The organism is Microbacterium alcoholitolerans (assembly GCF_050408615.1).
Classification (GTDB): Bacteria; Actinomycetota; Actinomycetes; order Actinomycetales; family Microbacteriaceae; genus Microbacterium.
In genome coordinates this window covers 1,826,560-1,847,301 of the sequence record NZ_JBNTKD010000001.1, presented here as the reverse complement: position 1 = coordinate 1,847,301, position 20,742 = coordinate 1,826,560, and the positions used below count along the sequence as shown (strand labels likewise).

The 20,742-nt window shown below is 67.5% G+C and carries 21 protein-coding genes; 11 read left to right on the top strand and 10 right to left on the bottom strand.

What is annotated here, in order from left to right; translation table 11 throughout:
* Positions 1–2 precede the first annotated feature (2 nt).
* On the bottom strand, positions 3–662 hold the full coding sequence (locus ACQUSX_RS08850) for a GntR family transcriptional regulator (protein WP_428906577.1): 660 nt from the start codon (positions 660–662) through the stop codon (positions 3–5).
* Between the two features lie 165 nt (positions 663–827).
* Here ACQUSX_RS08850 and ACQUSX_RS08845 point away from each other — a divergent pair, with 165 nt between their 5' ends.
* From ACQUSX_RS08845 to ACQUSX_RS08830, 4 genes are read left to right on the top strand one after another with little or no spacing between them, the layout of a single operon-like run.
* The gene (locus ACQUSX_RS08845) at positions 828–2,378 is read left to right on the top strand and encodes an ABC transporter substrate-binding protein (protein WP_428906576.1); all 1,551 of its coding nucleotides are present in this window, start codon (positions 828–830) and stop codon (positions 2,376–2,378) included.
* 3 nt (positions 2,379–2,381) lie between these two features.
* Positions 2,382–3,341, top strand: a complete 960-nt coding sequence (locus ACQUSX_RS08840) for an ABC transporter permease (protein ID WP_428906575.1) — start codon at positions 2,382–2,384, stop codon at positions 3,339–3,341.
* Positions 3,338–4,228 (top strand): ABC transporter permease, encoded by an 891-nt coding sequence (locus ACQUSX_RS08835; RefSeq protein ID WP_428906574.1) that lies wholly within the window; start codon positions 3,338–3,340, stop codon positions 4,226–4,228. Before ACQUSX_RS08840 ends, ACQUSX_RS08835 begins: the two co-directional genes overlap by 4 nt.
* 10 nt (positions 4,229–4,238) lie before the next feature.
* Positions 4,239–5,522, top strand: a complete 1,284-nt coding sequence (locus ACQUSX_RS08830; protein ID WP_428906573.1) for a Gfo/Idh/MocA family protein — start codon at positions 4,239–4,241, stop codon at positions 5,520–5,522.
* Here the strand turns inward: ACQUSX_RS08830 and ACQUSX_RS08825 are convergent.
* Complete coding sequence (locus tag ACQUSX_RS08825) at positions 5,498–5,722, bottom strand: hypothetical protein (protein ID WP_428907649.1); 225 nt, start codon at positions 5,720–5,722, stop codon at positions 5,498–5,500. The genes ACQUSX_RS08830 and ACQUSX_RS08825 overlap by 25 nt on opposite strands.
* Between ACQUSX_RS08825 and ACQUSX_RS08820 the strand changes: the two genes are divergently transcribed.
* Genes ACQUSX_RS08820 through ACQUSX_RS08800 form a run of 5 tightly spaced genes read left to right on the top strand, consistent with a single transcriptional unit; the run spans position 5,636 to position 11,331 of the window.
* Positions 5,636–7,273 carry a dipeptide ABC transporter ATP-binding protein gene (locus ACQUSX_RS08820; protein WP_428907618.1) on the top strand — a complete coding sequence of 546 codons (1,638 nt, stop codon included), beginning with the start codon at positions 5,636–5,638 and terminating at the stop codon, positions 7,271–7,273. The genes ACQUSX_RS08825 and ACQUSX_RS08820 overlap by 87 nt on opposite strands.
* 2 nt (positions 7,274–7,275) lie before the next feature.
* Positions 7,276–8,667: a hypothetical protein gene (locus tag ACQUSX_RS08815; protein WP_428906572.1), complete on the top strand. Its 1,392-nt coding sequence runs from the start codon at positions 7,276–7,278 to the stop codon at positions 8,665–8,667.
* A 57-nt stretch (positions 8,668–8,724) separates the two neighbouring features.
* Positions 8,725–9,486, top strand: a complete 762-nt coding sequence (locus ACQUSX_RS08810; RefSeq protein ID WP_428906571.1) for an SDR family NAD(P)-dependent oxidoreductase — start codon at positions 8,725–8,727, stop codon at positions 9,484–9,486.
* Positions 9,483–10,562: an enolase C-terminal domain-like protein gene (locus tag ACQUSX_RS08805; RefSeq protein WP_428906570.1), complete on the top strand. Its 1,080-nt coding sequence runs from the start codon at positions 9,483–9,485 to the stop codon at positions 10,560–10,562. The genes ACQUSX_RS08810 and ACQUSX_RS08805 overlap by 4 nt, the downstream gene beginning before the upstream one ends.
* A 1-nt stretch (position 10,563) precedes the next feature.
* The gene (locus ACQUSX_RS08800) at positions 10,564–11,331 is read left to right on the top strand and encodes an SDR family NAD(P)-dependent oxidoreductase (protein WP_428906569.1); all 768 of its coding nucleotides are present in this window, start codon (positions 10,564–10,566) and stop codon (positions 11,329–11,331) included.
* Positions 11,332–11,381: 50 nt separating this feature from the next.
* On the opposite strand, the gene ACQUSX_RS08795 is transcribed toward ACQUSX_RS08800, so the two are convergent.
* Together ACQUSX_RS08795 and ACQUSX_RS08790 are read right to left on the bottom strand one after the other, a co-directional pair.
* Positions 11,382–11,732, bottom strand: a complete 351-nt coding sequence (locus ACQUSX_RS08795; protein WP_428906568.1) for a nuclear transport factor 2 family protein — start codon at positions 11,730–11,732, stop codon at positions 11,382–11,384.
* Positions 11,725–12,474 carry an SDR family NAD(P)-dependent oxidoreductase gene (locus tag ACQUSX_RS08790; protein WP_428906567.1) on the bottom strand — a complete coding sequence of 250 codons (750 nt, stop codon included), beginning with the start codon at positions 12,472–12,474 and terminating at the stop codon, positions 11,725–11,727. The genes ACQUSX_RS08795 and ACQUSX_RS08790 overlap by 8 nt, the downstream gene beginning before the upstream one ends.
* Positions 12,475–12,552: 78 nt before the next feature.
* Here ACQUSX_RS08790 and ACQUSX_RS08785 point away from each other — a divergent pair, with 78 nt between their 5' ends.
* Both ACQUSX_RS08785 and ACQUSX_RS08780 read left to right on the top strand, forming a co-directional pair.
* Positions 12,553–13,530 (top strand): C-terminal binding protein, encoded by a 978-nt coding sequence (locus tag ACQUSX_RS08785; protein WP_428906566.1) that lies wholly within the window; start codon positions 12,553–12,555, stop codon positions 13,528–13,530.
* 19 nt (positions 13,531–13,549) lie between these two features.
* A complete protein-coding gene (locus ACQUSX_RS08780; protein WP_428906565.1) occupies positions 13,550–14,407 on the top strand; it encodes a fumarylacetoacetate hydrolase family protein in 858 nt (285 codons plus the stop codon).
* Between the two features lie 176 nt (positions 14,408–14,583).
* On the opposite strand, the gene ACQUSX_RS08775 is transcribed toward ACQUSX_RS08780, so the two are convergent.
* The 6 genes from ACQUSX_RS08775 to ACQUSX_RS08750 all read right to left on the bottom strand — a co-directional run bounded on the left by ACQUSX_RS08775 (position 14,584) and on the right by ACQUSX_RS08750 (position 20,739).
* Positions 14,584–15,549: an acetylxylan esterase gene (locus tag ACQUSX_RS08775; protein WP_428906564.1), complete on the bottom strand. Its 966-nt coding sequence runs from the start codon at positions 15,547–15,549 to the stop codon at positions 14,584–14,586.
* Positions 15,550–15,693: 144 nt separating this feature from the next.
* Positions 15,694–16,542 carry an SMP-30/gluconolactonase/LRE family protein gene (locus ACQUSX_RS08770; protein ID WP_428906563.1) on the bottom strand — a complete coding sequence of 283 codons (849 nt, stop codon included), beginning with the start codon at positions 16,540–16,542 and terminating at the stop codon, positions 15,694–15,696.
* Positions 16,539–17,399 (bottom strand): hypothetical protein, encoded by an 861-nt coding sequence (locus ACQUSX_RS08765; protein WP_428906562.1) that lies wholly within the window; start codon positions 17,397–17,399, stop codon positions 16,539–16,541. Before ACQUSX_RS08765 ends, ACQUSX_RS08770 begins: the two co-directional genes overlap by 4 nt.
* 58 nt (positions 17,400–17,457) lie before the next feature.
* On the bottom strand, positions 17,458–17,595 hold the full coding sequence (locus ACQUSX_RS08760) for a hypothetical protein (RefSeq protein ID WP_428906561.1): 138 nt from the start codon (positions 17,593–17,595) through the stop codon (positions 17,458–17,460).
* Positions 17,596–17,791: 196 nt separating this feature from the next.
* Positions 17,792–19,450: a glycoside hydrolase family 18 protein gene (locus tag ACQUSX_RS08755; RefSeq protein ID WP_428906560.1), complete on the bottom strand. Its 1,659-nt coding sequence runs from the start codon at positions 19,448–19,450 to the stop codon at positions 17,792–17,794.
* Positions 19,451–19,581: 131 nt separating this feature from the next.
* The gene (locus ACQUSX_RS08750; protein WP_428906559.1) at positions 19,582–20,739 is read right to left on the bottom strand and encodes a mandelate racemase/muconate lactonizing enzyme family protein; all 1,158 of its coding nucleotides are present in this window, start codon (positions 20,737–20,739) and stop codon (positions 19,582–19,584) included.
* Positions 20,740–20,742 lie beyond the last annotated feature (3 nt).

Sequence of the window (20,742 nt, the reverse complement as noted above, 5' to 3'; positions counted from 1 at the left end):
GTTCAATTGAGGGACTCGGCAAGTGGCTCGATTCGAGCGAACGCGCGTGTGACGTGCTCGGCGATGATGTCACGTGCGGCGTCTGGGTCGCCGCTGGCGATCGCATCCAGGATCTGGCGATGGCTGCGCACGTGCTCGGCCTGCTCGTCGGGCGGGAGCGCGGCGTTGGCCGCCCGGATGAACCCGGTGATGCGTCCACGCAGCTGCGCACTCAATTCCGTGAGAAAACGATGCTCACTGAGCTCGGCAAGAGCCTCGTGGAAGGCGCGGTCTTGGCGGAGCACCTCCGTCATGTCGCCGACGTTCGCTGCCTCCATGGCTTCGATGATCTGCCGCAGACGTTCGGCCGATGCCTCGGTCCATCGTTCCTGCACGCGCAACGCCATGAACTGCTCAAGCACGATGCGCAGGCTGGCGATCTCTTCGAGATCTTGGGCCGTGAGCGCCGCGACACGAGCGCCGCGACGCGGCTCACGCGTGACCAACCGCTCCTGGGCGAGCCGGGTGAGAGCTTCCCGAACCGGAATGTGGCTGACGCCCAAGCGCTCGGCGAGCTTCCGCTCGACCAGTCGGTCGCCGGGAGCGAGCTCGCCAGAATGTATTGCGGCGCGTAACTGGTCAGTCACCTGTTCGGCGATGTTCTGGTCCGTGACGCTGCGCATGTTGCCCTCCTTGGTGCCGCGACCAAAATGCGGTCCCAGATCGAATGCTATGGCATCCAGTCGCCCAGAGTGGACAAATCGCTAAGAATGCTAGATGCTATAGCAAAGACGCCGTCGTCCCTCGGTGACAAGGTGGTCCACCCCGACAATCGATGAGAGGTCATCATGAAACTCCGCCGCAAGATCTTTGTTGCCGTGACGGCTCTTGCACTGACTGGCCTTACGCTGGCCGGCTGCACGGGGACGGCAGTCCCGCCTGATGCAGCGGCCGACCCTGATGCGACGCTGGTCGTCACCACCGGACAGGGCGCGATTCCGCAGCTCGATCCGGGCCTGGCGACTTTCCAGTGGGAGCGAGTCCTGTACCCCCTCCTGTGGAACGGGCTCACCGAGGTGACCGAGGGGGACGAGGTCGTCCCCGGGCTAGCGGAGAGCTGGGCCTCGAACGATGATCTCACCTCATGGACGTTCACGCTCCGCGACGACGTCACGTTCACCAACGGTCGTGCTTTCACGAGCGAGGACGTGGTCTGGAACATGGAGCGTGTTCTCTCCGGCTCAAACACCTCCGTGGCGGCCATCTACCTGACCTCGGTCTCGGCGATCCACGCTGACTCGCCGAACCAGGTCACGTTTGAGCTCGACAAGCCGAACGCGGTTCTGCCGCTATCCCTCAGCACGCTGCGCATCATTGCACCGGAGAGCGCCGACACTATCAACGAGAAGCCGATCGGCACCGGGCCCTTCAAGATGGACTCCTTCGTGCCTAATCAGGAACTCAAGATGACGGTCAACGAGGACTACTGGGGAGAAATCCCCGAGCTCAAGGGCATCACCATCGTCGCGTCGAACGACACGGCGGCCGCGGTCACGGCCATCCGGACCGGCGACGTTCAGCTGCTCTGGAACCTCCCCGTGGCGGACGCGGCGCCGCTGAAGTCCGACAGCAGCGTCGCCGTACTTGAGAGCGACCAGTCGACCCAACTCCACTACCTGTCGGTCGACACGACCTCGCCGCCGTTCGACGACCCGCGTGCCCGCAAGGCCTTGAGCCTTGCGCTGAACCGTGACGAGGTCGTGCAGACCGCATTCAGCGGCTTCGGCCAGCCGGCCGAGTACAACGAGCTTCTCCCGCAGGCCTCCTGGGCATTCGACGCCGACGGCATGGAGCCTGATGCGCACGATCTCGATGAGGCAGCCGCCCTCTTCGCCGACGCAGGCGTGAACCCTGGCGACAGCATCACCTGGTGGGGCATCGCCGGCGCCTACCCGGAATGGAACCTCGAGGCGCAGATCCTGCAGCAGGACCTGGCCGAGATCGGCATCACCCTAGATATCCGCAATGAGGAGGTGGGTGCGTGGGTCGACAAGTTCATTCCGATTCCCGCCGCATACCCCAACCACATCGTGCCGAATGCCGGCGGAGACCCGAATGACCCATCGTTCATCCTCGGGCGCCTCGCCAACGGTGCGTGCGAGTGCAATTGGCGCGATGATCGATACGACGAGCTGGCGACCAAGGCTCTCGCCACCGATGACCGAGACCAGCGCCGGGAGTACTACCAGGAGATGCAGCAGATCGTGATCGAGCAGACGCCGGTCATCGTCAGCGTGCACGCTCCGCTGGTGACAGCCGCGCGGACGAACGTCAATGGCGCCTGGATCGCGCCGTCAGGGGATCTTCACCTCGAAGACGTCACTGTCGGTGGCCGCTGATCCATGGCCTCATTCCTGATACGTCGCCTCGGACACGCAGCGCTGCTCCTGCTTGTCGTGTCGTTGATCATCTTCGCGCTGGTGCGGGTCCTGCCCGGTGACCCGGTAGTGACGCGTCTCGGAGCGGTCGCCGCGGCAGGCAGCGAAGAAGTCGTCGCGCAGCTGCGCAGCGAACTCGGCCTTGACAAGCCGCTGTTCGAACAATACGTGGCATGGCTGCTGGGTGCGTTGCAGGGCGACCTCGGCGTCTCGTACTCCAGTCAGTATCCTGTGTCTGCTCTCATCGCCCAGCGTCTGCCGGCGACAGTGGAACTGGCAATAGCGGCGATTCTCATCGCGATTCTCATCGCTGTGCCGCTGTCGGTCGCATCCGCGATTCGACCGGGATCGCTTCTGGATCGCGCGGCGAGCGGACTGGTGACGCTGGGCATGGCCATACCGCAATTCTGGTTGGGCATCCTCCTCGTGACAGTGTTCTCCGTCACGCTGGGATGGCTGCCCGCCCGCGGCTACGTCGAGTTCGGGGAGGATCCGATCGCCAACCTCACGTTGCTGGTCCTACCCGCCGTCACTCTCGGGGTAACCCTTGCCGCACCACTCATGAGGTTCCTTCGCAGTTCGCTTGCCGAGGTGTCCAGCAGCATGTACATGCGCACTGCCGAAGGGAAGGGCCTGCGCTGGGGGACCGCTGTGATCGGTCACGCCTTGCCGAACGCCCTGATGCCCACGCTGACATTCTTCGGCCTGCTTGTCGGCCAGCTTCTCGGCGGCGTCGTGCTGGTGGAGTACGTGTTCGGCTGGCCCGGCCTCGGATCCCTGACCGTGAGCGCCATCTCGTCGCGAGACTACGGCGTGCTCCAGGGAGTGGTTCTGCTGCTTTCCGCAGCGTTCATCATCATCAACTTGCTCGTCGACGTCGCGTACGGGCTCATCAATCCACGAGTTCGAGTGGGTGCATCATGACAATGCAGGACGAACTGTCGCAGACCGCGACCACGCGACCGACCGCATGGCATCGGCCAGTCAGGACTCTGAAGGCGCTCGGCCTCCCCGGAGCGATCTCGCTGATCTTCGTAATGATCGTCGTACTTGCCGCAATATGTGCGCCATGGCTCACACCCTACGGCCCTGCTCAGATCAACGTCGGCCCGCCGCTGACCGGTCCGACAGGAGCTCACCTGATGGGTACGGACGAACTCGGACGGGATCTGCTGACCCGGCTCATCTTCGGCCTTCGCATCACGCTCTTGGTCACTGCCGGTGCCGTGGCCGTCTCGATGGTGTTGGGCGTCATCTGGGGCATGGCCGCGGGGCTCGGCGCCCGGTGGCTCGACGAGCTCTTGATGCGGCTGGTCGACGGTGCGATCGCGATTCCCTCGTTCCTGCTGGCGCTGATGTTCGTCGCGGCGTTCGGCTCCTCCACGTTCGGCCTGATATTCATCATCGGAGTTCTGAACGCTCCCGTCGTCGCGCGGCTCGCGCGATCGGCCGTGATGGAGGAATCCAGCAGCGACTATGCGATCGCAGCGCGTGCCTCGGGTGCCTCTCCTCTTCGCGTGGTCTGGCTGGAACTGTTCCCCAACACCGTGCCGACACTCCTGGTGCAGGCCTCTCTGGTGGCCGGCTACGCAATCCTGACCGAGGCAGGCTTGAGCTTCGTCGGGCTCGGTGTGCAGCCGCCCGAGACGTCGCTCGGCAACCTGCTGCTCGTCGGGTATCAGAACCTGTACACCTACCCGGGATACGTCGTCTGGCCCGGCTTGACCATCGTTGCTCTCGTATGGGCGCTCAACACCGTCGGCGACAATCTTCGTCGCGCGCTCGACCCGAGGGCCGCAGCACAGCGTTGACACTGATCTGATGAAAGGCAATCCAATGACTACGCAGCAACCGATTCGTGTCGGCATCGTCGGCCTCGGTAGAGGTCTGACGTTCATTCAACAGAGTCAGCCGAGCGTCGGTATGGAGCTCGTGGCTCTATGCGACACCTGGGCGGACAGGCTCGACGAGGTGGGTCGGCAACATGCCGTCGCGACCTACACCGACTATGATCGCTTCCTCGAGCACGACATGGACGCTGTGATCCTGGCGAACTATTACCACGAGCATGCGCCTTTCGCGATCAAGGCCCTGAAGTCGGGCAAGCACGTGATGAGCGAGACTGCGTCGTGCCTGACGGCCGCCGAAGGTGCCGAGCTTCTTGAAGAAGTCGAGCGTTCCGGTCTCGTCTACATGCTGGCTGACCAGTATCCGTTCATGGTGTTCAACCAGGAGATGAGGCGGCTCTACCAGAGCGGTGAAGTCGGCCAGTTCAAGTATGGCGAGGGCGAGTACATCCACCCGATGAGCGCCCGGTTCGTCAACAGCATCTCCGCGGGCATGGACCATTGGCGCAATTGGCTGCCGGCCACTTACTACTGTTCTCACGCTCTCGCGCCACTGATGTACATCACCGATACGCAGCCTGTGGCTGTCACGGGATTCGTCGTGCCGCATGACTACGACGACGCCAACAAGGCGCTCACCGTACGGCGGATGGACACCGCCGGGTTGATCATCGTGGAGATGGACAACGGCGCGATCGTCAAACTGCTGCAGTACGACCTTCGCGGTGAGGGCAACTGGGTGCGCGTCCATGGGAACAGCGGACTCATGGAGAACGTGAGGGGCCCGGGATCCCATCAAGTGCGGGTGCGCAAGGAGCGGTTCGACAAGGCACCTGGTGAACCGGAGGAGCGACAGTACTCTCCCGACTTCCCGGAGCACCACGACGAAGCGATGCAATCCGGCCATGGCGGTGCGGACTTCTTCATGAACCTGATGTTCGCCGAGGCAGTGCGCAGCGGTGTCCAGCCGTACTTCGACGTCTGGCGCGGCGTGACGATGTCCCTGGTCGGAATCCTCGCTTATCGTTCCGCGCTTGACGGCTCGCGACGCATTGAGTTGCCTGACCTCCGCGACGCGACCGTGCGGCAGCAGCTACTGAAGGACACCTGGTCTCCGGATCCGAGCCGTCGCACTGCGGATGATCCTTATCCCAGCATCCTCGGCGACGTGCAGCCATCCGACGCTGGACGTGCCTTCGCCGAAGAGGTGTGGGCCGATGAGGCGGGCCTGCTCTACGCCGGACGCGCGCCCGAATGAATATCGCCATGGATGTCACTCCTGAGGACGACGCGCGCCAGCCGGTCCTTCGCATTGAGGACCTGCACGTCCGGTTCGGACCCGCCGAACCGGTCGCGGGAATAAGCCTGACTGTGCGCCCGGGCGAGAAAGTCGGTCTGGTCGGCGAGTCCGGTTCGGGGAAATCGCTCACCGCGCTGTCGATCATGCGCCTCGCGCACGGAGCACAGCTCAGTGGGCGCGTGATGCTGGGAGATGTCGATCTGCTCTCGGCATCTCAGCCGGAGATGTCGAAGATCCGCGGCGGACGCGTTGCGATGGTGTATCAGGACCCGATGTCATCGCTGAACCCGACCAAGCGGATCGGTGCGCAGCTGATCGAGGCGATACGCCTCCACGAGCGCGTCTCACGCGAAGCGGCGCTCGGCCGAGCGATCGAACTGCTCGATGAGGTCGGGGTGCCGCTGCCCGAGCATCGCGTTCGGCAGTACCCGCACGAACTCTCCGGCGGCATGAGGCAGCGGGTGATGATCGCAATGGCTCTGGCAGCTCGCCCCGAGCTCCTCATCGCCGACGAACCGACGACCGCGCTGGATGTCACCACTCAGGCGAGGATCATCGACCTTCTGGACCGGCTCGCGACAGAACATGGCACCGCCGTGATTCTCATCACGCACGATCTCGGAGTCGCAGCCGGCTTCTGCGAATCGATACACGTCATGCGCCACGGGAAGATCATCGAATCGGCGCCCGCGCAGGAGCTCTACGACCGTCCTCGCGATCCGTACACCCGTGGGTTGCTGTCGGCCGTCGTCGATCTCGAGATGGACATCGACCAGCCCATCCCGACCAAGGGGATGGAGGTGCGTGATCGCTCGCAAGCTCGACCCGTCCCCGCCCGCAAGATCTCCGAACCTGAGACGCTGGTGCGTGTCGAAGGCGTTTCGAAGACGTTCTCAGCCGGTGGGGAGAAGGTCCATGCGGTCCGAAACGTATCCTTCGAGATCCAACGAGGAACGACATACGGACTCGTCGGTGAGTCGGGTTCCGGCAAGTCCACCGTCTCGCGGACCGTACTGGGGCTCACCCCGATCGATGCGGGCCGGGTGCTCGTCAATGGAACCGACATCCACGCTATGAAGGAACGTCAGCTGCGTCCGCTGCGGCGGAGCATGCAGATGGTGTTCCAGGATCCCCTCTCGGCGCTGAACCGCCGAAAGACGGTGGAGCAGCTGATCGCCGCCCCGCTGCTCGCCCATCGTGTCGCTCGCGGGATCGACCTGCAGCGGAGGGTGGAAGCAGCGATGGACATGGTCGGCTTGCCGCGGTCACTCGCGCAGCGTCTGCCCCATACGATGTCCGGCGGACAATGTCAGAGGGTGGCTATCGCCCGTGCCGTGGCGCTGGATCCGGAATTTCTCGTTCTCGATGAATCCGTCTCCGCCCTCGACGTGTCGATCCAGGCGCAGGTGCTGAATCTGCTTCGGGAGCTGCAGGACGAGCTCGGTCTGACCTACCTCTTCATCAGCCACGACCTGGCGGTTGTCCGGTATATGGCGTCCCGCCTCGGCGTGATGCGCCGCGGCGAACTGGTGGAAGAGGGGGCGCGGGAGGAGATGTTCGCGGCACCACGCCACGAATACACTCGAGCTCTTATGGCTGCCATTCCGATCGCGGATCCGATGCGAGAGCGGGAGCGCCGTCAGCGCGCGGCAGCACTTGCAGCCGGTATCGATTCAGATGCGGATTCGCTTTCAGCGACAATGTCGTGAAAATGCATCCCACAGATTCCTCCACACGCCTCGGCGACAGCATCCGAGTCCCCCGCACGCGAGCGCGCATCGGCGTCGCCCGTCGCGACATCACGCCGCCGCTGGGTATCCGTGCGAAGAACTGGGGCCCGGCCGACTGGGAGCGCTCCGAGGGCGCGCACCGCCCGTTCGAGCTGACCGCGCTCGCGATCATCGCTGCCGACGACAGGCCGCGCGTGCTGCTTGCGGTCGACGGCACGTGGTGGCGGCGGGTCGCGGATGAACAGGGCGTGCGCGGTGCGATCCTCGACGGGCTCGAACTGGATGCCGACCAGTTGATGCTCTCGCTGTCGCACACCCACGCCGGTGCGGTGCTGTGCGCAGCCGATGCGCATCTGGCCGGCGGTGAGCTCATTCCCGGCTACCTCGAGGCGCTGGCCGCGGCGGGCGTCGAAGCCGGACTCGAGGCGCTGGAGGCCGCCCGGCCCGGGCTCATCGAGTGGACAACGGGCCGGTGCACGCTGGCATCCGATCGCGAACTCGACCTCGACGGACGCGCGCTGGTGGGGTACAACCCGGCCGGCGCAGCCGACGATACCGTGATGATCGGGCGGCTCAGCATCGACGGTGCCGTGACGGCCACGCTGGTGAACTACGCCTGTCATCCCACGACGCTGGCCTGGCAGTCGCGGCAGGTCTCCCCCGACTACGTCGGCGCACTGCGCGAGATCGTCGAGCAGGCGACGGGTGCCCCGTGCCTGTTCGTGCAGGGGGCCTCGGGCGAGCTGGCACCGCGTGAGCAGTACACCGGCGACGTCACGGTCGCCGACCGGCACGGCCGGTCGCTGGGCCACGCCGTGATGGCCGCGCTGGACGCGCTGCCGGTGCCGGGTGATCAGCTCACCCTCGACGGCGTCGTGGAGTCGGGCGCTCCCCTTGCCGTCTGGGCCGGACGAGCCGCCGACGGCGGTGACGCGGCCGCGGGCGCTGTGGCATCCGTGGAGCTGCCGTTGCGCGATCTGCCCACAATCGACGAGCTCGCCGAGGAGTGGAAGGACATCGACCCCCGTTCACGCGAGGAGCGGCTGGGGCGGGCCCGCAATCTGCGCGACGGCTACATCACAGGACCCACAGTGCAGCATCCGCTCTGGGCCTGGCGCCTCGGCGACGCGGTGATCGTCGCGCATCCCGGTGAGGCCTACTCGCGGCTGCAGACCACGCTGCGCGCACGTTTTCCCGAGGTGCCGATCGTCGTGATCAACCTGACGAACGGGCCGGGCTTCGTCTACCTGCCCACCCGCGAGGCGTATGAGCGCGGCGCGTACCAGGCATGGCAGACGCCGTTGGCTCCGGGCGGTCTGGAACTGCTCGAACAGCACGCCATCGGCGTGGTCGCCGGTCTCCTGGAGCAGTGAGCGCGGCATCCGACTACACTTGCTATAGCAAATCTTCACCCCTCAGCGAGGAGAACCATGACCTCTCAGACCCCCGTCGCCATCGTCACCGGCGGCTCGGCAGGAATCGGCTGGGAGATCGGCCAGCGCCTCGCCGCCGACGGCTACCGCGTGATCGCCGCCGACCGCGTGCCAGGGCTGACCGCGGCAGAGAACCCCGCGGGCATCGTCTGGCGTGAGCTCGACGTCACGGATCATGATGGCGTCGACCGCGTGTTCGGCGAGATCGAAGCCGAGTTCGGTCCGCTGCACGTGCTGGTCAACAACGCAGGCATCCAGCGCCACCGGGGTCTCGAAGACCTCACCTGGGACGAATGGGCCGCCGTTGTCGACGTCAACCTGCACGGCGTCTTCACTTGTCTGCAGGCGGCCGGGCGGCGGATGCTGGCGCACGGCGACGGCCGCATCGTCAACATCTCGTCGATCTCGTCGCGCGGATCCGCGGGCCGGGCGCCCTACGCCACGACGAAGGCGGCCGTCATCGGCTTGACCGCCACCGCGGGCGCGGAATGGGCGGCCCGGGGCGTGCGCGTCAACGCCGTCGCGCCGGGTTACGTCGACACCGGCGTGTTCCGCCAGGGAGTGGAGCATGGCACGCTCAGCCTCGACACGATCCTCTCGCGCATCCCCGCGAAGCGCCTCGCGGATGCCAGCGAGATCGCCGCGGCGGTCAGCTTCCTCGTCTCGGACGAGTCACGGTACATGAACGGCCAGACGCTCTACGTCGACGGCGGCTTCATGGTCGACTACGGTGTTCCGCTCGCGAAGAAGCCCGAATGATGGCCAAGATCGCACGCATCGACACCGCCACGGCAGTGCTGCCGCTGCCCGCTCCGCTGCAGTTGGGTGCGATGACCGTCACCCGTCGCGAGTACACCGCGGTGCGCGTGATCGCGGACGACGGCACGCAGGGCGTCGCCTACTGCCTGTCTCGCGAGGCCCCGATGGCCGAGATCGTTGAACGCCTCGTCGCCGCCCACGCCCTCGGCCAGGACGCCGATGACCCGGCGGCGGTCTGGGAGCGGATGCTGCGCGGCAGCGCCATCGTCGGAAGAGTCGGACTCGTGCGCCGCGCCATCGGCCTGGTCGACATCGCTCTGTGGGACATCGCCGCACGCCGTGCCGGCCAGCCGCTGTGGCGGCAGCTAGGCACCGGGGACGCGCCGCGCGAATCGATGTTGGTCGCCGCGTATCCGACGCCCGGGCGCTCGCCGCGGGAAGTCGCGGACGAGGTCATCGCGCAGGCAGATGGCTGGACCAACGTCAAGATCTCACGCATGCCCGACCCGGCATATATGCGCGAGCTCATCGCTCTGCTGAACATCGAGTTACCGGCATCGACCGGACTCGTCGTCGACGTGGGGTTCGGCTGGCCCAGTGCGGATGTCGCGGTCGCCGAGGTCTCGCAGTGGGGCGATGCCCGTCTGGCGTGGCTGGAGGATCCGCTGCTGCCCGAGGATGCCCCGGGTGTCGCGCGCATCAAGGCCGAGACCGGGCTGCCTGTGTCGGTGGGTGATGAGGTCACCGATCCCGCTGTGCTCAAGGCGCTGGTCGAGGTGGGCGGCGTCGACGTTCTGCGCCTCGACGTCGTCGCAATCGGCGGTGTTACGCCCGCTCGGGAGCTGATCCGCTGGGCCAGGACGCGCGGCGTGGCGGTATCCGGACACGTGTACCCCGAGGTCACCGCACACCTCGGCATCGGCGTCGAGACCTTCGCCCGGGGTGTCAACCCGTACGATCCTGCGCCGTCCTTCGTCGTCGGCGGGCCGCGTTTCGAAGGACGGGTGCGTCCGTCGGATGCCGCAGGACTGGGGTTCTCGCTGGACCCCTCCGTGTTCGAGTTCGAGGAGATCTGAGATGGCAGAGGCTTCCGACGCACGCAGCGTCGTGGTCACCGGCAGCGGCAAGGGCATCGGTCGCGCGATCGCCGAGCGCCTCACCGCCGACGGCTGGATCGTCGTCGGGCTGGAGCGTTCGCCCGGGTCAGGCACTCTCGAGGCTGGCGTCGTCGCGGATCTCGTGCTCGGCGACGCCTCCGACCGACAGGCCCACGTGGCCGCCGCCGAGAAGGCGCGGGCGCTCGCGCCGCTGGCCGGCTGGGTCAACAACGCCGGAATCACGAAGCAGACGCCGCTGCACCAGCTCGATGAAAACCTGGTCCGCGAGATCGTGGGCATCAACGGCTTCGGGTATGTGTGGGGCTGCTCGGTGGCCGTCTCAACCTTTCTCGAGCAGGCCACGCCGGGCTCCATCGTCAACATCGGCTCGATCCACGGCCGCGCCAGTCACCTCGATCACGCCGCATACGAGTTCACCAAGGGCGGCATCGATGCGCTCACGCGCAGCGTCGCCGTCAGCCACGGAGGGCAGGGCATCCGCGCCAACACCATCGCGCCCGGCGGGGTGCGCACCCCGCACCTCGAGGCCCAGATCGCCGCATCCTCCGATCCGGCGTCAGCCGAGCGGGAACTCGCCGAGGGTCCGCCGATGGGACGCATCGCCCGCGCCGAGGAGGTCGCGGCCGTCACTGCGTTCCTCCTGTCGGACGAGGCTCCGTACCTCAGCGGGCAGTCCATCGCCCTGGACGGCGCCTGGACGGTATCCTTCGGCGACATCCGGCGCTGAAGGCGATCCTCCCACCCGGCGGCCGATCTCGCCCGATCGGCGCCGCCGGCTCAGGCCTTGAGCATCGATGCGCGTGAGATGAGTCCATCGACGACGTCGAAGGTCGCGATCGTCTCGGTCGCGACGCCCGCGTTGATGACCTGCTCCTGGGCCACGACCCAGCGGGAGCCGAAGAGCACTGTGTTATCGATCACGCACGAGAGCTCGGGGTTCTGCAGCCGAGGCTCGTAGAACGCGCGGATCGCCTCCGCGCCGACAATCGGCTCGGGCGCGACCCCAGTGATCACGGCATCCGGCGCATAGGTCGCGATAAAGGCGTCGAGATCGTGCGCGTTGAAGGCGTCGAGCTGCGCCTGCACCGTGTCGAGGGCGCTGCGGGCTTTCGGGACGGCGTCAGTCAATGCGCACTCCTCCGTTGACGTCGTAGGTGGCGCCGGTGATGAATCGGGCGCGGTCGGATGCCAGTGAGGTGATGATCCAGGCGACGTCGGCCGGCTCGCCGAAGGAGCCCAGAGGGATGCCCGCCTCGAGCCTCGCGCGGCCCTCGGCGGAGAGCTCGTTCGTGATCGCGCTGGCTACAGGGCCGGGGGTGACGGCGTTCACGCGGATGCCCTCGGAGGCCAGGTGACGGGCGAAGCTGCGGGTGATCGCCAGGATGGCGCCCTTGCTGGCGGCGTAGTGCATGCCGGTTTGCAGCGCGCCGACCTGACCGGCGATCGACGAGATGTTCACTACCGACCGGTCGCCCTCGGCAGCGCGCAGCAGGGGGAGCGCGGCGCGGGTGAGGAGGAAGGTGCCGCGGGCGTTCGTCTCGAGGACGAAGTCCCACTCCTCGACGTCGATGTCGTCGTAGCCGATGTAGGGGCAGACGCCGCCGTTGTTGACGAGCACGTGCAAGGAGCCCCAGGCCTCGGTGATGTCGGCGACGAGCGCGGCGATCGATTCCGGGTCGCGCAGGTCGAGGCGCGAGACGCGCGCTTCCGGGGCCCCCGCGGAACGGCACTCCGCGGCGACCCGGGCGGCTTCGGCCTCGCGGCCGGTGTAGGTGATCCACACGGCGGCGCCGGAGCGGGCGAGTTCGAGGGCGGCGGCCGTTCCGATGCCGGAACTGGCGCCGGTGATGAGGGCGCGGCGAGCAGTCATGCACAAGACGCTATAGCAAAATTCCCGGAATCGAAACTGGTGGCGCCTGCTCTGCTAGATGCTATAGCATTTGGATTCATGGCCGATCCACACATCCTCATCACCGACTGCGACCTGCCTGGCGACGCCGCAGAGCACACGCTGCGCGCGGCCGGCCTGAGCGCCGAGCGGGCACCCGAGACCTCATTCGACACCCTCGCCGCGCTCGGAGCCGGCGCCGAAGGGCTGATCGTGCAGTGGCACCGCGTCGACGGGGCCCTGATGGATCGCATGCCGAGCCTGAAGATCATCAGCCGGCTGGGCATCGGCTACGACATGATCGACGTCGCCGCGGCCACAGAGCGCGGCATCGCCGTGGCCAACACCCCCAGTTACTGCATCGAAGAGGTCGCCGCACATACGATCGCCATGATCATGGCGCAAGCGCGAGGACTGCCTGCGTACGATGCCGCGCTGCGCGTCGGCGAGTGGAGGCCGGTCGCAGCCAGCCCGATGGCTGTGCGCCCGTCGCGGACGACGGTGTCGGTACTCGGCTTCGGGCGGATCGGCTCCCTCGTGGCGCGCGGATGCCGGGCACTCGGCTTCCGTGTGCTCGTCGCCGACCCCTACGCACCCGTCGAGGCGATCACGGCTGCGGATTGCGAGTCCGTCACGATCGACCAGGCCATCGCCGCTGCCGACATCCTCACCCTGCACGTCCCGCTCACCGACGTGACGCGTCACCTCATCGACGCCAAATCGATCGAGACCATGAAGTCAGGCGCAGTGATCGTGAACACTTGCCGCGGCCCGCTGATCGATGAGGATGCCCTTGTCGCGGCCCTGCACAGCGGCAGAGTCGGAGCCGCCGCGCTGGATGTCTTCGAGGCGGAGCCGCTCGCAGCGGATGCCGCGCTGCGCGGCGCGCCGAACGTGCTGCTCACCCCGCACGCGGCGTGGTACTCGCCCGAGGCTCTGGAGGACCTGCCCGTGCACGCCGCAGAGAACATCATCCGCTTCCTCGCCGGCGAGCACGTCGGCGCGATCGTCAACCCGGCCTACGCCGACGCGCGCTGACGCGCCAGAAGGAGAAGACATGGAACTCATGCGTCTCGGGGCGCCCGGCGACGAGCGGCCGTTCGTCCGCGACGACGAGGGGATCATCCGCGATCTCAGCCCGCTGACCGCCGACATCGACGGCGCGTTTCTCGCTGCCGACGGCATCGCCCGCGTGCGCCGGGCCCTCGCCGCGGGTGAACTGCGCGAAGCCGACACGGACGGCCTGCGCGTCGGGGCGCCGATCGGCCGGCCGACTGCGGTCATCTGCATCGGACAGAACTACGCCGCTCATGCGGCGGAGTCGGGGGCGGAGCCGCCCGAGCACCCGGTCGTGTTCTTCAAGCATCCGAACACGGTCGTCGGGCCCGATGACGTCGTGCTGCTGCCGCCTGGAGCCGCCAAAGTCGACTGGGAGGTCGAGCTCGCCGTCGTGATCGGCAAGACCGCCCGCTACCTGCCGTCGCCGGAGGCGGCCCGCGAGGTGATCGCCGGATACACGATCTCGAACGACGTGTCGGAGCGCGCGTACCAGCTCAACATCTCGGGCGGGCAGTGGTCGAAGGGCAAGTGCTCCGAGACGTTCAACCCGCTCGGCCCGGTGCTGGTGCCGGCCGATGAGATCGATCCGCAGGCGCTGCGGCTGCGCTCATTCGTGAACGGCTCGCCGCGGCAGGATTCGACGACCGCCGACATGATCTTCTCGGTGCTGCAGATCGTGCATGAGCTCAGCCAGTACATGGTGCTCGAACCCGGCGACGTGATCAACACCGGCACACCGCAGGGTGTCGCGCTGTCCGGTCGATTCGCGTACCTGCAGCACGGCGACGAGATGGTGATCGAGATCGACGGGCTAGGCCGTCAGCGTCAGCGCACCGAGCGGGTCAATCTGCCCTGAACAGCGCCACTCGCGGCGTCGCTCACCCGGCGAACGGTAGCACCGGCTGGCCGCGCACGCCGAGGTCGACGGCGAACAGCGAGCCGGCCTCGGCGCCGACGATTCCGACCCGAAGAGCCTCGTTGCTGTCCATGTGCCCGAGCCTACGCGTTGCGTGCCACGTCAGACTGCCGGGCTCAGCGCAGGCCGGCGAGGAACGCGGCCTGCCGCTCCCACTGCAACCCGAGCCCGCCCTCGTGGCCGTTGAAGTGGTAGTCGACGATGTCAGCGTCGCCCGCCCAGTGGTTGCGCGCGGCGTACACGGTCGACGGCGGGCAGACCTGGTCGAGCATCGCGGCCGAGAACAGCGCCGGCGTGGTCGCGCGCTTGGCGAAATTCACTCCGTCGAAGTACGACAGCGTCGTGAAGACGGTGTCGACGGCATCCCGATGCACCGCGAGATAGCGCACGATCTCCTGGTACGGGTCCCTGTCGGTGAGCCCGACGGCGCGTCCGAAGTGGCAGAGGAACGGCACGTCCGGCATCGCGGCGACGAGCCCGTCGCTCAGCGCGGCGGCGGCGATCGCGAGACCGCCGCCCTGGCTGATGCCCGCGACCGAGACGCGCGACGGGTCGACGCGCTTGATCTGCCGGATCGCGTCGACCGCGAGCACGGCGTCGGTCATCAGGCGGCGGTAGTAGTAGTCGTGCGGATCGAGGATGCCACGGGTCATCACTCCGGATGCCGCGGGCGCCGATCCGTGCGGGTCGGCGGTGCTGCCGCCGGTGCCCCAGGTGGAGCCCTGCCCGCGGGTGTCCATGAACAGATGCGCGTAGCCCGCCGCCGCCCAGGCGAGATGCTCGTGCGGCAGCCCGCGGCCGCCGCCGTACCCGTTGTATTCGACAACCGCGGGGAGCGATTCCGAGTCGCCGGCCGGCAGGGTGAGCCATCCGCCGACGGGGTCGCCGCCGTAGCCCGAGAACACCACGTCGTACACCTCGACGGCCCGCAGCGGAGACTCGACCCGCGTCAGCCGCACCGGCTGCGCCACGGCGCGCGATTCGCGCAGGGTCCGCTGCCAGAACTCGTCGAAGTCCGCCGGCTCGGCGACCTCCGGACGGTACACGCGCAGTTCGTCAGGGCTCAGGTCGAAGCGAGGCATGAACAGCATCCTGTCAGAGCGGCGGGGGTCGCCCGTCACTTCTGCAGGAGAACTGCAGTTCTGAAGGATGCCGGCCGCCGGATCATCCTGCAGAAGTGGAATCGTCCTTCATTCTTGGGGTCGCCACAACCCGCGGCGCGCCGCTCAACCGGCGAACGGCAGCACCGGCTGGCCGCGCACACCGAGGTCGACGGCGAACAGCGAGCCCGCTTCGGTGCCGTGATCGGATGCCAGGCCCTGAGCCGACGTCGTGATGAACAGCGTGCTCAGGTCGTCTCCGCCGAAGGTGCAGGCGCTGGCCTGCGGCACAGGCACCTCGATCCGCTCGATCAGCACCCCTTTGTCGTCGTACCCGTGCACGGCGGACCCACCCCAGAGCGCCACCCAGACACTGCCGTCGTGGGCGACGGACAAGCCGTCGGGCGCGCCCTGATCGGCGGGGATCTCGACGAACGGACGCCGACCAGTGAGCGCACCGCCGGCGAAGTCCAACCTGTCGATGCGCGAGGTGGCCGTGTCGGCGTAGTAGGCGTGCGAGCCATCCGAGGTGAAGCCGATGCCGTTCGAGATGGTCACATCCGTCAGCACAGTCCGCGACGACAGATCGGCACCCAGCACGCGAAGTTCGGCGGCGCCCGGCGCCGCGTCGTACGCCATGGACCCCGCCAGCAGACGGCCGTCGGGATCGCAGCATCCGTCGTTCATGCGGATCGCGGGGTCATCGAGCAGGCGGGCGACTGCGCGCACGTCACCGTCGGGCTCATCGGCGAGGTACAGCGTGCGAGCGCCGACGGCGACGAACCCGTCCGTGCGGCGGGGGCGAACGAAGGCGATGTACTCGTCGTCGACGTGCTGGCGGTGCACGCGGCCATCGCGCAGCGTCAGCAGGTCACCCGCGGTGGCGTCGACCCAGCGCAGCCCGCCCCAGGCCGCAGCCCACACCGGCCCTTCAGCGTGGTACGCGATGGGTCCGGTGACGTTCGACGCGATCATGCGCGGTCGTCCGGACGCTTCAGGCGCATCGGTTCACGCGCGGGCTCGCGAACGGGCTCGCGCACGGGCTCCGGCGCGCGAACCGGCTCCGGCTCGGGCACCGCAGTGGATGTCGCGGGAGTGGATGCCGACGGCAGAGCACCGGCCACCTTCTTCTCCAGCACCTCGACGGCTTCGTCCGAGAGCAGGATCAGCCCGTCGAGCTCTTCGCGCACCCGCTTGTAGGCGACATTGCGCTCGGCCTGAGTGGCGGCCTCGTCGAGCGCGACGGTCAGCATGTGCTGGGCGCGGTCGAGGCGCTTGCGCTCGGCCTCGCTGAACGTCGAATTGCGCAGGCGCCGCGCGTCGCGCTCGGCGACCTCGAACGCCACGGAGTAGTTGCCGACCGCGTCGAGGTACTCGGCGATCTCGGTCTCGCTCACCTTGGCATCCGACGATGCCGGCCGCACGGTGTCTGCGATCTTCTTCGCGCGCAGGAACGCGGCCGTCAGCGGCTGACGCCCGTCGCTCATGGCCGGGAACGCGATCAGCTTCGCGACGTCGAGCTCGTAGTCGAGCCAGCGCGCGGTGATCTCGTCGTGCTCGGCGAACAGTTTCTCGAGCATGTGCTTCGTCGAATCGCGCTCTTCGCTGGCGACCTCGCGATGGCTCTTGCGCGCGGGCGCGGTTCCTCGCGCGGCGAGCTGGGCGGCCTTGAGCTCGCCCTTCAGGCGCAGCGTCTCCATGCGCCGCTCATGGCGGCGCTTGGCGCTGCGCTCCCACGCTTTGTTGATGCCACCGATGGCACCGCCGGCCATACCCATGATGGGGAAGACCAGCCACCAGTAATCGCGGGCGAAGTCCCAGAAATCTTGCATGATGTGCTCAGCCTACTGCTGTGGTGCCCGGCCGAGAATGCTTGTGCGGGCGCCGGACTCAGCCTCCTGCCGACTCCCTCGAGCGCGGTTCAGTGAGCATCCGTGAGCCAGCCGTCGCCATGCCCAGCGCCGCGGCGAGCTCCAACGCGAATACCACGTAGCCGGTGCGGTTGGTGTGGAATGAGGCGTTCCACACGTCGCCATTGGAGAGGCTGTCCGTTGATCGTTGGAGGGGCCGTACTTCGCGTGCCGTGGCCGCAGGGGCGACGATCAACGGGCGTCCGGTCGCGTCTGGACCCCCCAACGTCTTCCGCGGCGGCGGAGCAAGCCTACTGAAGTCGAGACGTACACGGCGCTCGGAGGACGTTGGGAGGGTGAGGGTGGCTACGGGTTCAGCCCTTCGGGATCGTGGATCTGTCGATCGGATACCAGACCGCGTCGTCTTCCCATCGCGAGGGGAGCGAGACGAGGGAGTCGAAGTGGTGCATCGCCACGCCGGCGAAGGATGCATTGGAGCCGAAGGCCGCGTACACCTTGTCGAGCTCGGCCTCCATCGCCAGGCGCCCCTCCTCCCAGAACGTCACGGTCTCGGGATCGCCGCCGCCGGACAGATCCTTCGACTCGACGCCGATCACGACCGAGTTCGGCTTTCCGATGGCGTTCGCGTAGTCGATCTCGTGCTGAGCCTGCGCGATGATGCCGGCGCCGCCGTCGGCCGTGTCGCGATAGTCCATGATCGCGATGTAGTCGGTCAGATCCTGAATGTGGTCGCTGAGGGGCTTGACCTCGCCGTTCCATTCGACCGCCGTGCAGCAGGTCGAAGTATCCAGCCAGCGTGGGATCGCCGGTCCGAACAGGAGCGGCTGGCCGGAGGCGTCCCGGCGCTCGATGAGATTCTGCAGCACGGTCAGCCAGTGGGTCGGCAGCGTCGTGCCCGGCTCCTTCCACTGCGGCAGGATGTAAGGCTCGATGTCGACGTTGACGCCGTCGAAGCGAGCATCGGGTCCCACCGCGAGGTTGTAGTCGAGCACCTTCTCCATCTCGGCGACGGCGAAGTGCTCGTACTGCTCCAGTGCGCCGAAGTACGGCGGCCGGGTGCCGCCGGCGATGGTCGCCTGCACCTGGTAGCCGCGGGCCTTGGCCCAGCGGACGAAGTCGGCGACATTGTCACGCGAATCGCGCAGCATGTCGATGCCCTGATAGCGGTCCACGCCCAGGTAGATGGTGCGGATGGCATCGGAGTCGAACGTGGTCGTGTCGTCCATCACGGCGCCGAGTTTGTCGCGTTCGATGCGATCGAAGACGGCGGCGTACGATGCGCGCTCCCAGACCCACAGCGCGCGGTCCTGCTCGACGGCCACAGGTCGCTGCGCCTGCGCGCCGCCGAGCGCGACGTACCGGGAACCCGACATGCCGACCACGCCGTGCGACGACGTCGCGCGAGCGCGGATGGCGATGAAGCCACCCCGCCACTGCTGGGCGTTGATCTTCACGGAGTACAGGCCGGTGTGCGGATTCCGTGCGGCGCGGCGCCAATGATCGTCGTTCACCGCCACCTTGACGGAGGCCGCAGGACCCGCGCCGTCGACCTGGACGGTCACCTCGACGTGCTTGCCCGGTACGGAGCCCTCCTGCGGGGAGATGATCGTCACCTCCGGCACCGCGGCGGCGGGATTGTCGACATCGATCTGCACGAAGGGCGACCAGGTCGTGTAGAGCGTGTTCAGGTCTCGAGCCCGCACGGCGAACTCGACGGTGCCGTCCAGCGCGGTCAGGTCGACCTTCGTGCTCCAGCTGCCGGCAGCCGCGTCGACCGATGTCGGCAGGATCGTCTGAGCCCCCACGACGAGTTCGATCTCCGACACCCGCTGGTAGCGTCCCGAGACGGTGATGATCTCGCCCGACGTGGTGCTTCCCGTCGTGGGGGTGTCGATGCTCACCCATGCGGTCGTGTCTTCAGCCGCTGCGGCGGCGGGCGGCAGAAGCAGCCCGGCGCCCAGCGCTAATGCGGTGATCGTGGTGGCGAGCCGGCGCCAGCGCTGGTCTCTCATCTGGTCCTCTTCCTGTGAGTGGTTCCGGTGTGTGAGTGGTTTCGGTGTGCTCGGGCCGGTGCGCCCGCGAAGGTCACCATCGCCTGCCGGTGAGACGCTGTCAACCGCGCATGCCCATTTCGGAATGAATCTCAGGCGAACGGATCGTACGCCTGCATCCGCACCACCTGCTCGTCGACCTCGACCCCCAGACCCGGCCCCTCCGGCACCGATGCGACGCCGTCCACCACGCGGATCGGCTCACCGGCGACGTAGGACGACTCCACGAACTGGCGTCCGTTCAGGTCGACCGCGGTCGTCACTCCGAACGCGGCGAACAGATGCAATGACGCGGCGAATCCGAGCTCACTGTCCGTGAGCCCGCTTCCCATGATCGAGAGCCCGGCGTCCTCGGCGAATTCCCCCATGCGCCGGGACAGGTGCAGTCCGGCGCTGCGCTGCGCTTTGAGCACGGCCACGTCGAGGGCGTCCAGCTGCAGGGCGGTGACGAGGTCGCTCGGATGACGCAGGCTCTCGTCCAGCGCGATCGGCACCGGCGACGCGGTGCGCAGACGGCCCAGGGCGGGCAGTGCGTTCGCCGGCAGCGGCTGCTCGAACGCCGAGATGTCGAGGTCGGCCATCTCGCGCGCAAGACGCAGCGCGCCGTCTAGCGTGAAGCCCTGGTTGCCGTCGATCCACAGCTGCGCATCCGGCGCGTGCTCGCGCGCAGCGCGTACGACGGCGAGATCGGTGGCGGGGGTGCGGATGCCGACCTTGAGCTTGAACGCGTCGTAGCCGGCCGCACGCCCGGCGTCGATCGCATCGGCCGCCTGCCGTGGGGAGTCGGCGTTCACGATCCAGCCGAGCCGGATGCGCTCGGTGCGTCGCTGGCCCCAGAGCGTGCCGATCGGCACCCCGAGCGCCCGCCCGGTGACATCGTGCATGGCGAGATCGATCGCACCCTTGGCGATGGGGGATCCGATGCTGATGCCGCGGTTGATCGCGCGATCGAAGCGACGGTGCGCGGTGTCCAGGTCCCACACCGCGATGCCGAGCACGGCGGGTGCCAGGTACCGGTCGATCGTCGTCATGATCGACTCCGTGGTCTCGTACGTCCAGGCGGGCGTCGGCGTCGCCTCGCCCCAGCCGATGTGATCGCCGGCGGTGAGCTTGACGAGCACCCGCGTCGTCGGCTCTCCTGCCGTGGTCACCGTGCCGCCGGCGATCGAAAAGGCGCCCTTCGTTGGCAGGCGCACGGCGAAGGTCTCGATTCGCTCGATGCGCAGGTTCCGAACGCTGTCCGTGTTCATGTG

Bases quoted from the DNA above. Each gene is read 5' to 3' on its own strand.
- ACQUSX_RS08850 (WP_428906577.1), bottom strand. From the start codon at position 662: ATGCGCAGCGTCACGGACCAGAACATCGCCGAACAGGTGACTGACCAG.
- ACQUSX_RS08845 (WP_428906576.1), top strand. From the start codon at position 828: ATGAAACTCCGCCGCAAGATCTTTGTTGCCGTGACGGCTCTTGCACTG.
- ACQUSX_RS08840 (WP_428906575.1), top strand. From the start codon at position 2,382: ATGGCCTCATTCCTGATACGTCGCCTCGGACACGCAGCGCTGCTCCTG.
- ACQUSX_RS08835 (WP_428906574.1), top strand. From the start codon at position 3,338: ATGACAATGCAGGACGAACTGTCGCAGACCGCGACCACGCGACCGACC.
- ACQUSX_RS08830 (WP_428906573.1), top strand. From the start codon at position 4,239: ATGAAAGGCAATCCAATGACTACGCAGCAACCGATTCGTGTCGGCATC.
- ACQUSX_RS08815 (WP_428906572.1), top strand. From the start codon at position 7,276: ATGCATCCCACAGATTCCTCCACACGCCTCGGCGACAGCATCCGAGTC.
- ACQUSX_RS08810 (WP_428906571.1), top strand. From the start codon at position 8,725: ATGACCTCTCAGACCCCCGTCGCCATCGTCACCGGCGGCTCGGCAGGA.
- ACQUSX_RS08805 (WP_428906570.1), top strand. From the start codon at position 9,483: ATGATGGCCAAGATCGCACGCATCGACACCGCCACGGCAGTGCTGCCG.
- ACQUSX_RS08800 (WP_428906569.1), top strand. From the start codon at position 10,564: ATGGCAGAGGCTTCCGACGCACGCAGCGTCGTGGTCACCGGCAGCGGC.
- ACQUSX_RS08790 (WP_428906567.1), bottom strand. From the start codon at position 12,474: ATGACTGCTCGCCGCGCCCTCATCACCGGCGCCAGTTCCGGCATCGGA.
- ACQUSX_RS08785 (WP_428906566.1), top strand. From the start codon at position 12,553: ATGGCCGATCCACACATCCTCATCACCGACTGCGACCTGCCTGGCGAC.
- ACQUSX_RS08780 (WP_428906565.1), top strand. From the start codon at position 13,550: ATGGAACTCATGCGTCTCGGGGCGCCCGGCGACGAGCGGCCGTTCGTC.
- ACQUSX_RS08775 (WP_428906564.1), bottom strand. From the start codon at position 15,549: ATGCCTCGCTTCGACCTGAGCCCTGACGAACTGCGCGTGTACCGTCCG.
- ACQUSX_RS08770 (WP_428906563.1), bottom strand. From the start codon at position 16,542: ATGATCGCGTCGAACGTCACCGGACCCATCGCGTACCACGCTGAAGGG.
- ACQUSX_RS08765 (WP_428906562.1), bottom strand. From the start codon at position 17,399: ATGCAAGATTTCTGGGACTTCGCCCGCGATTACTGGTGGCTGGTCTTC.
- ACQUSX_RS08755 (WP_428906560.1), bottom strand. From the start codon at position 19,450: ATGAGAGACCAGCGCTGGCGCCGGCTCGCCACCACGATCACCGCATTA.
- ACQUSX_RS08750 (WP_428906559.1), bottom strand. From the start codon at position 20,739: ATGAACACGGACAGCGTTCGGAACCTGCGCATCGAGCGAATCGAGACC.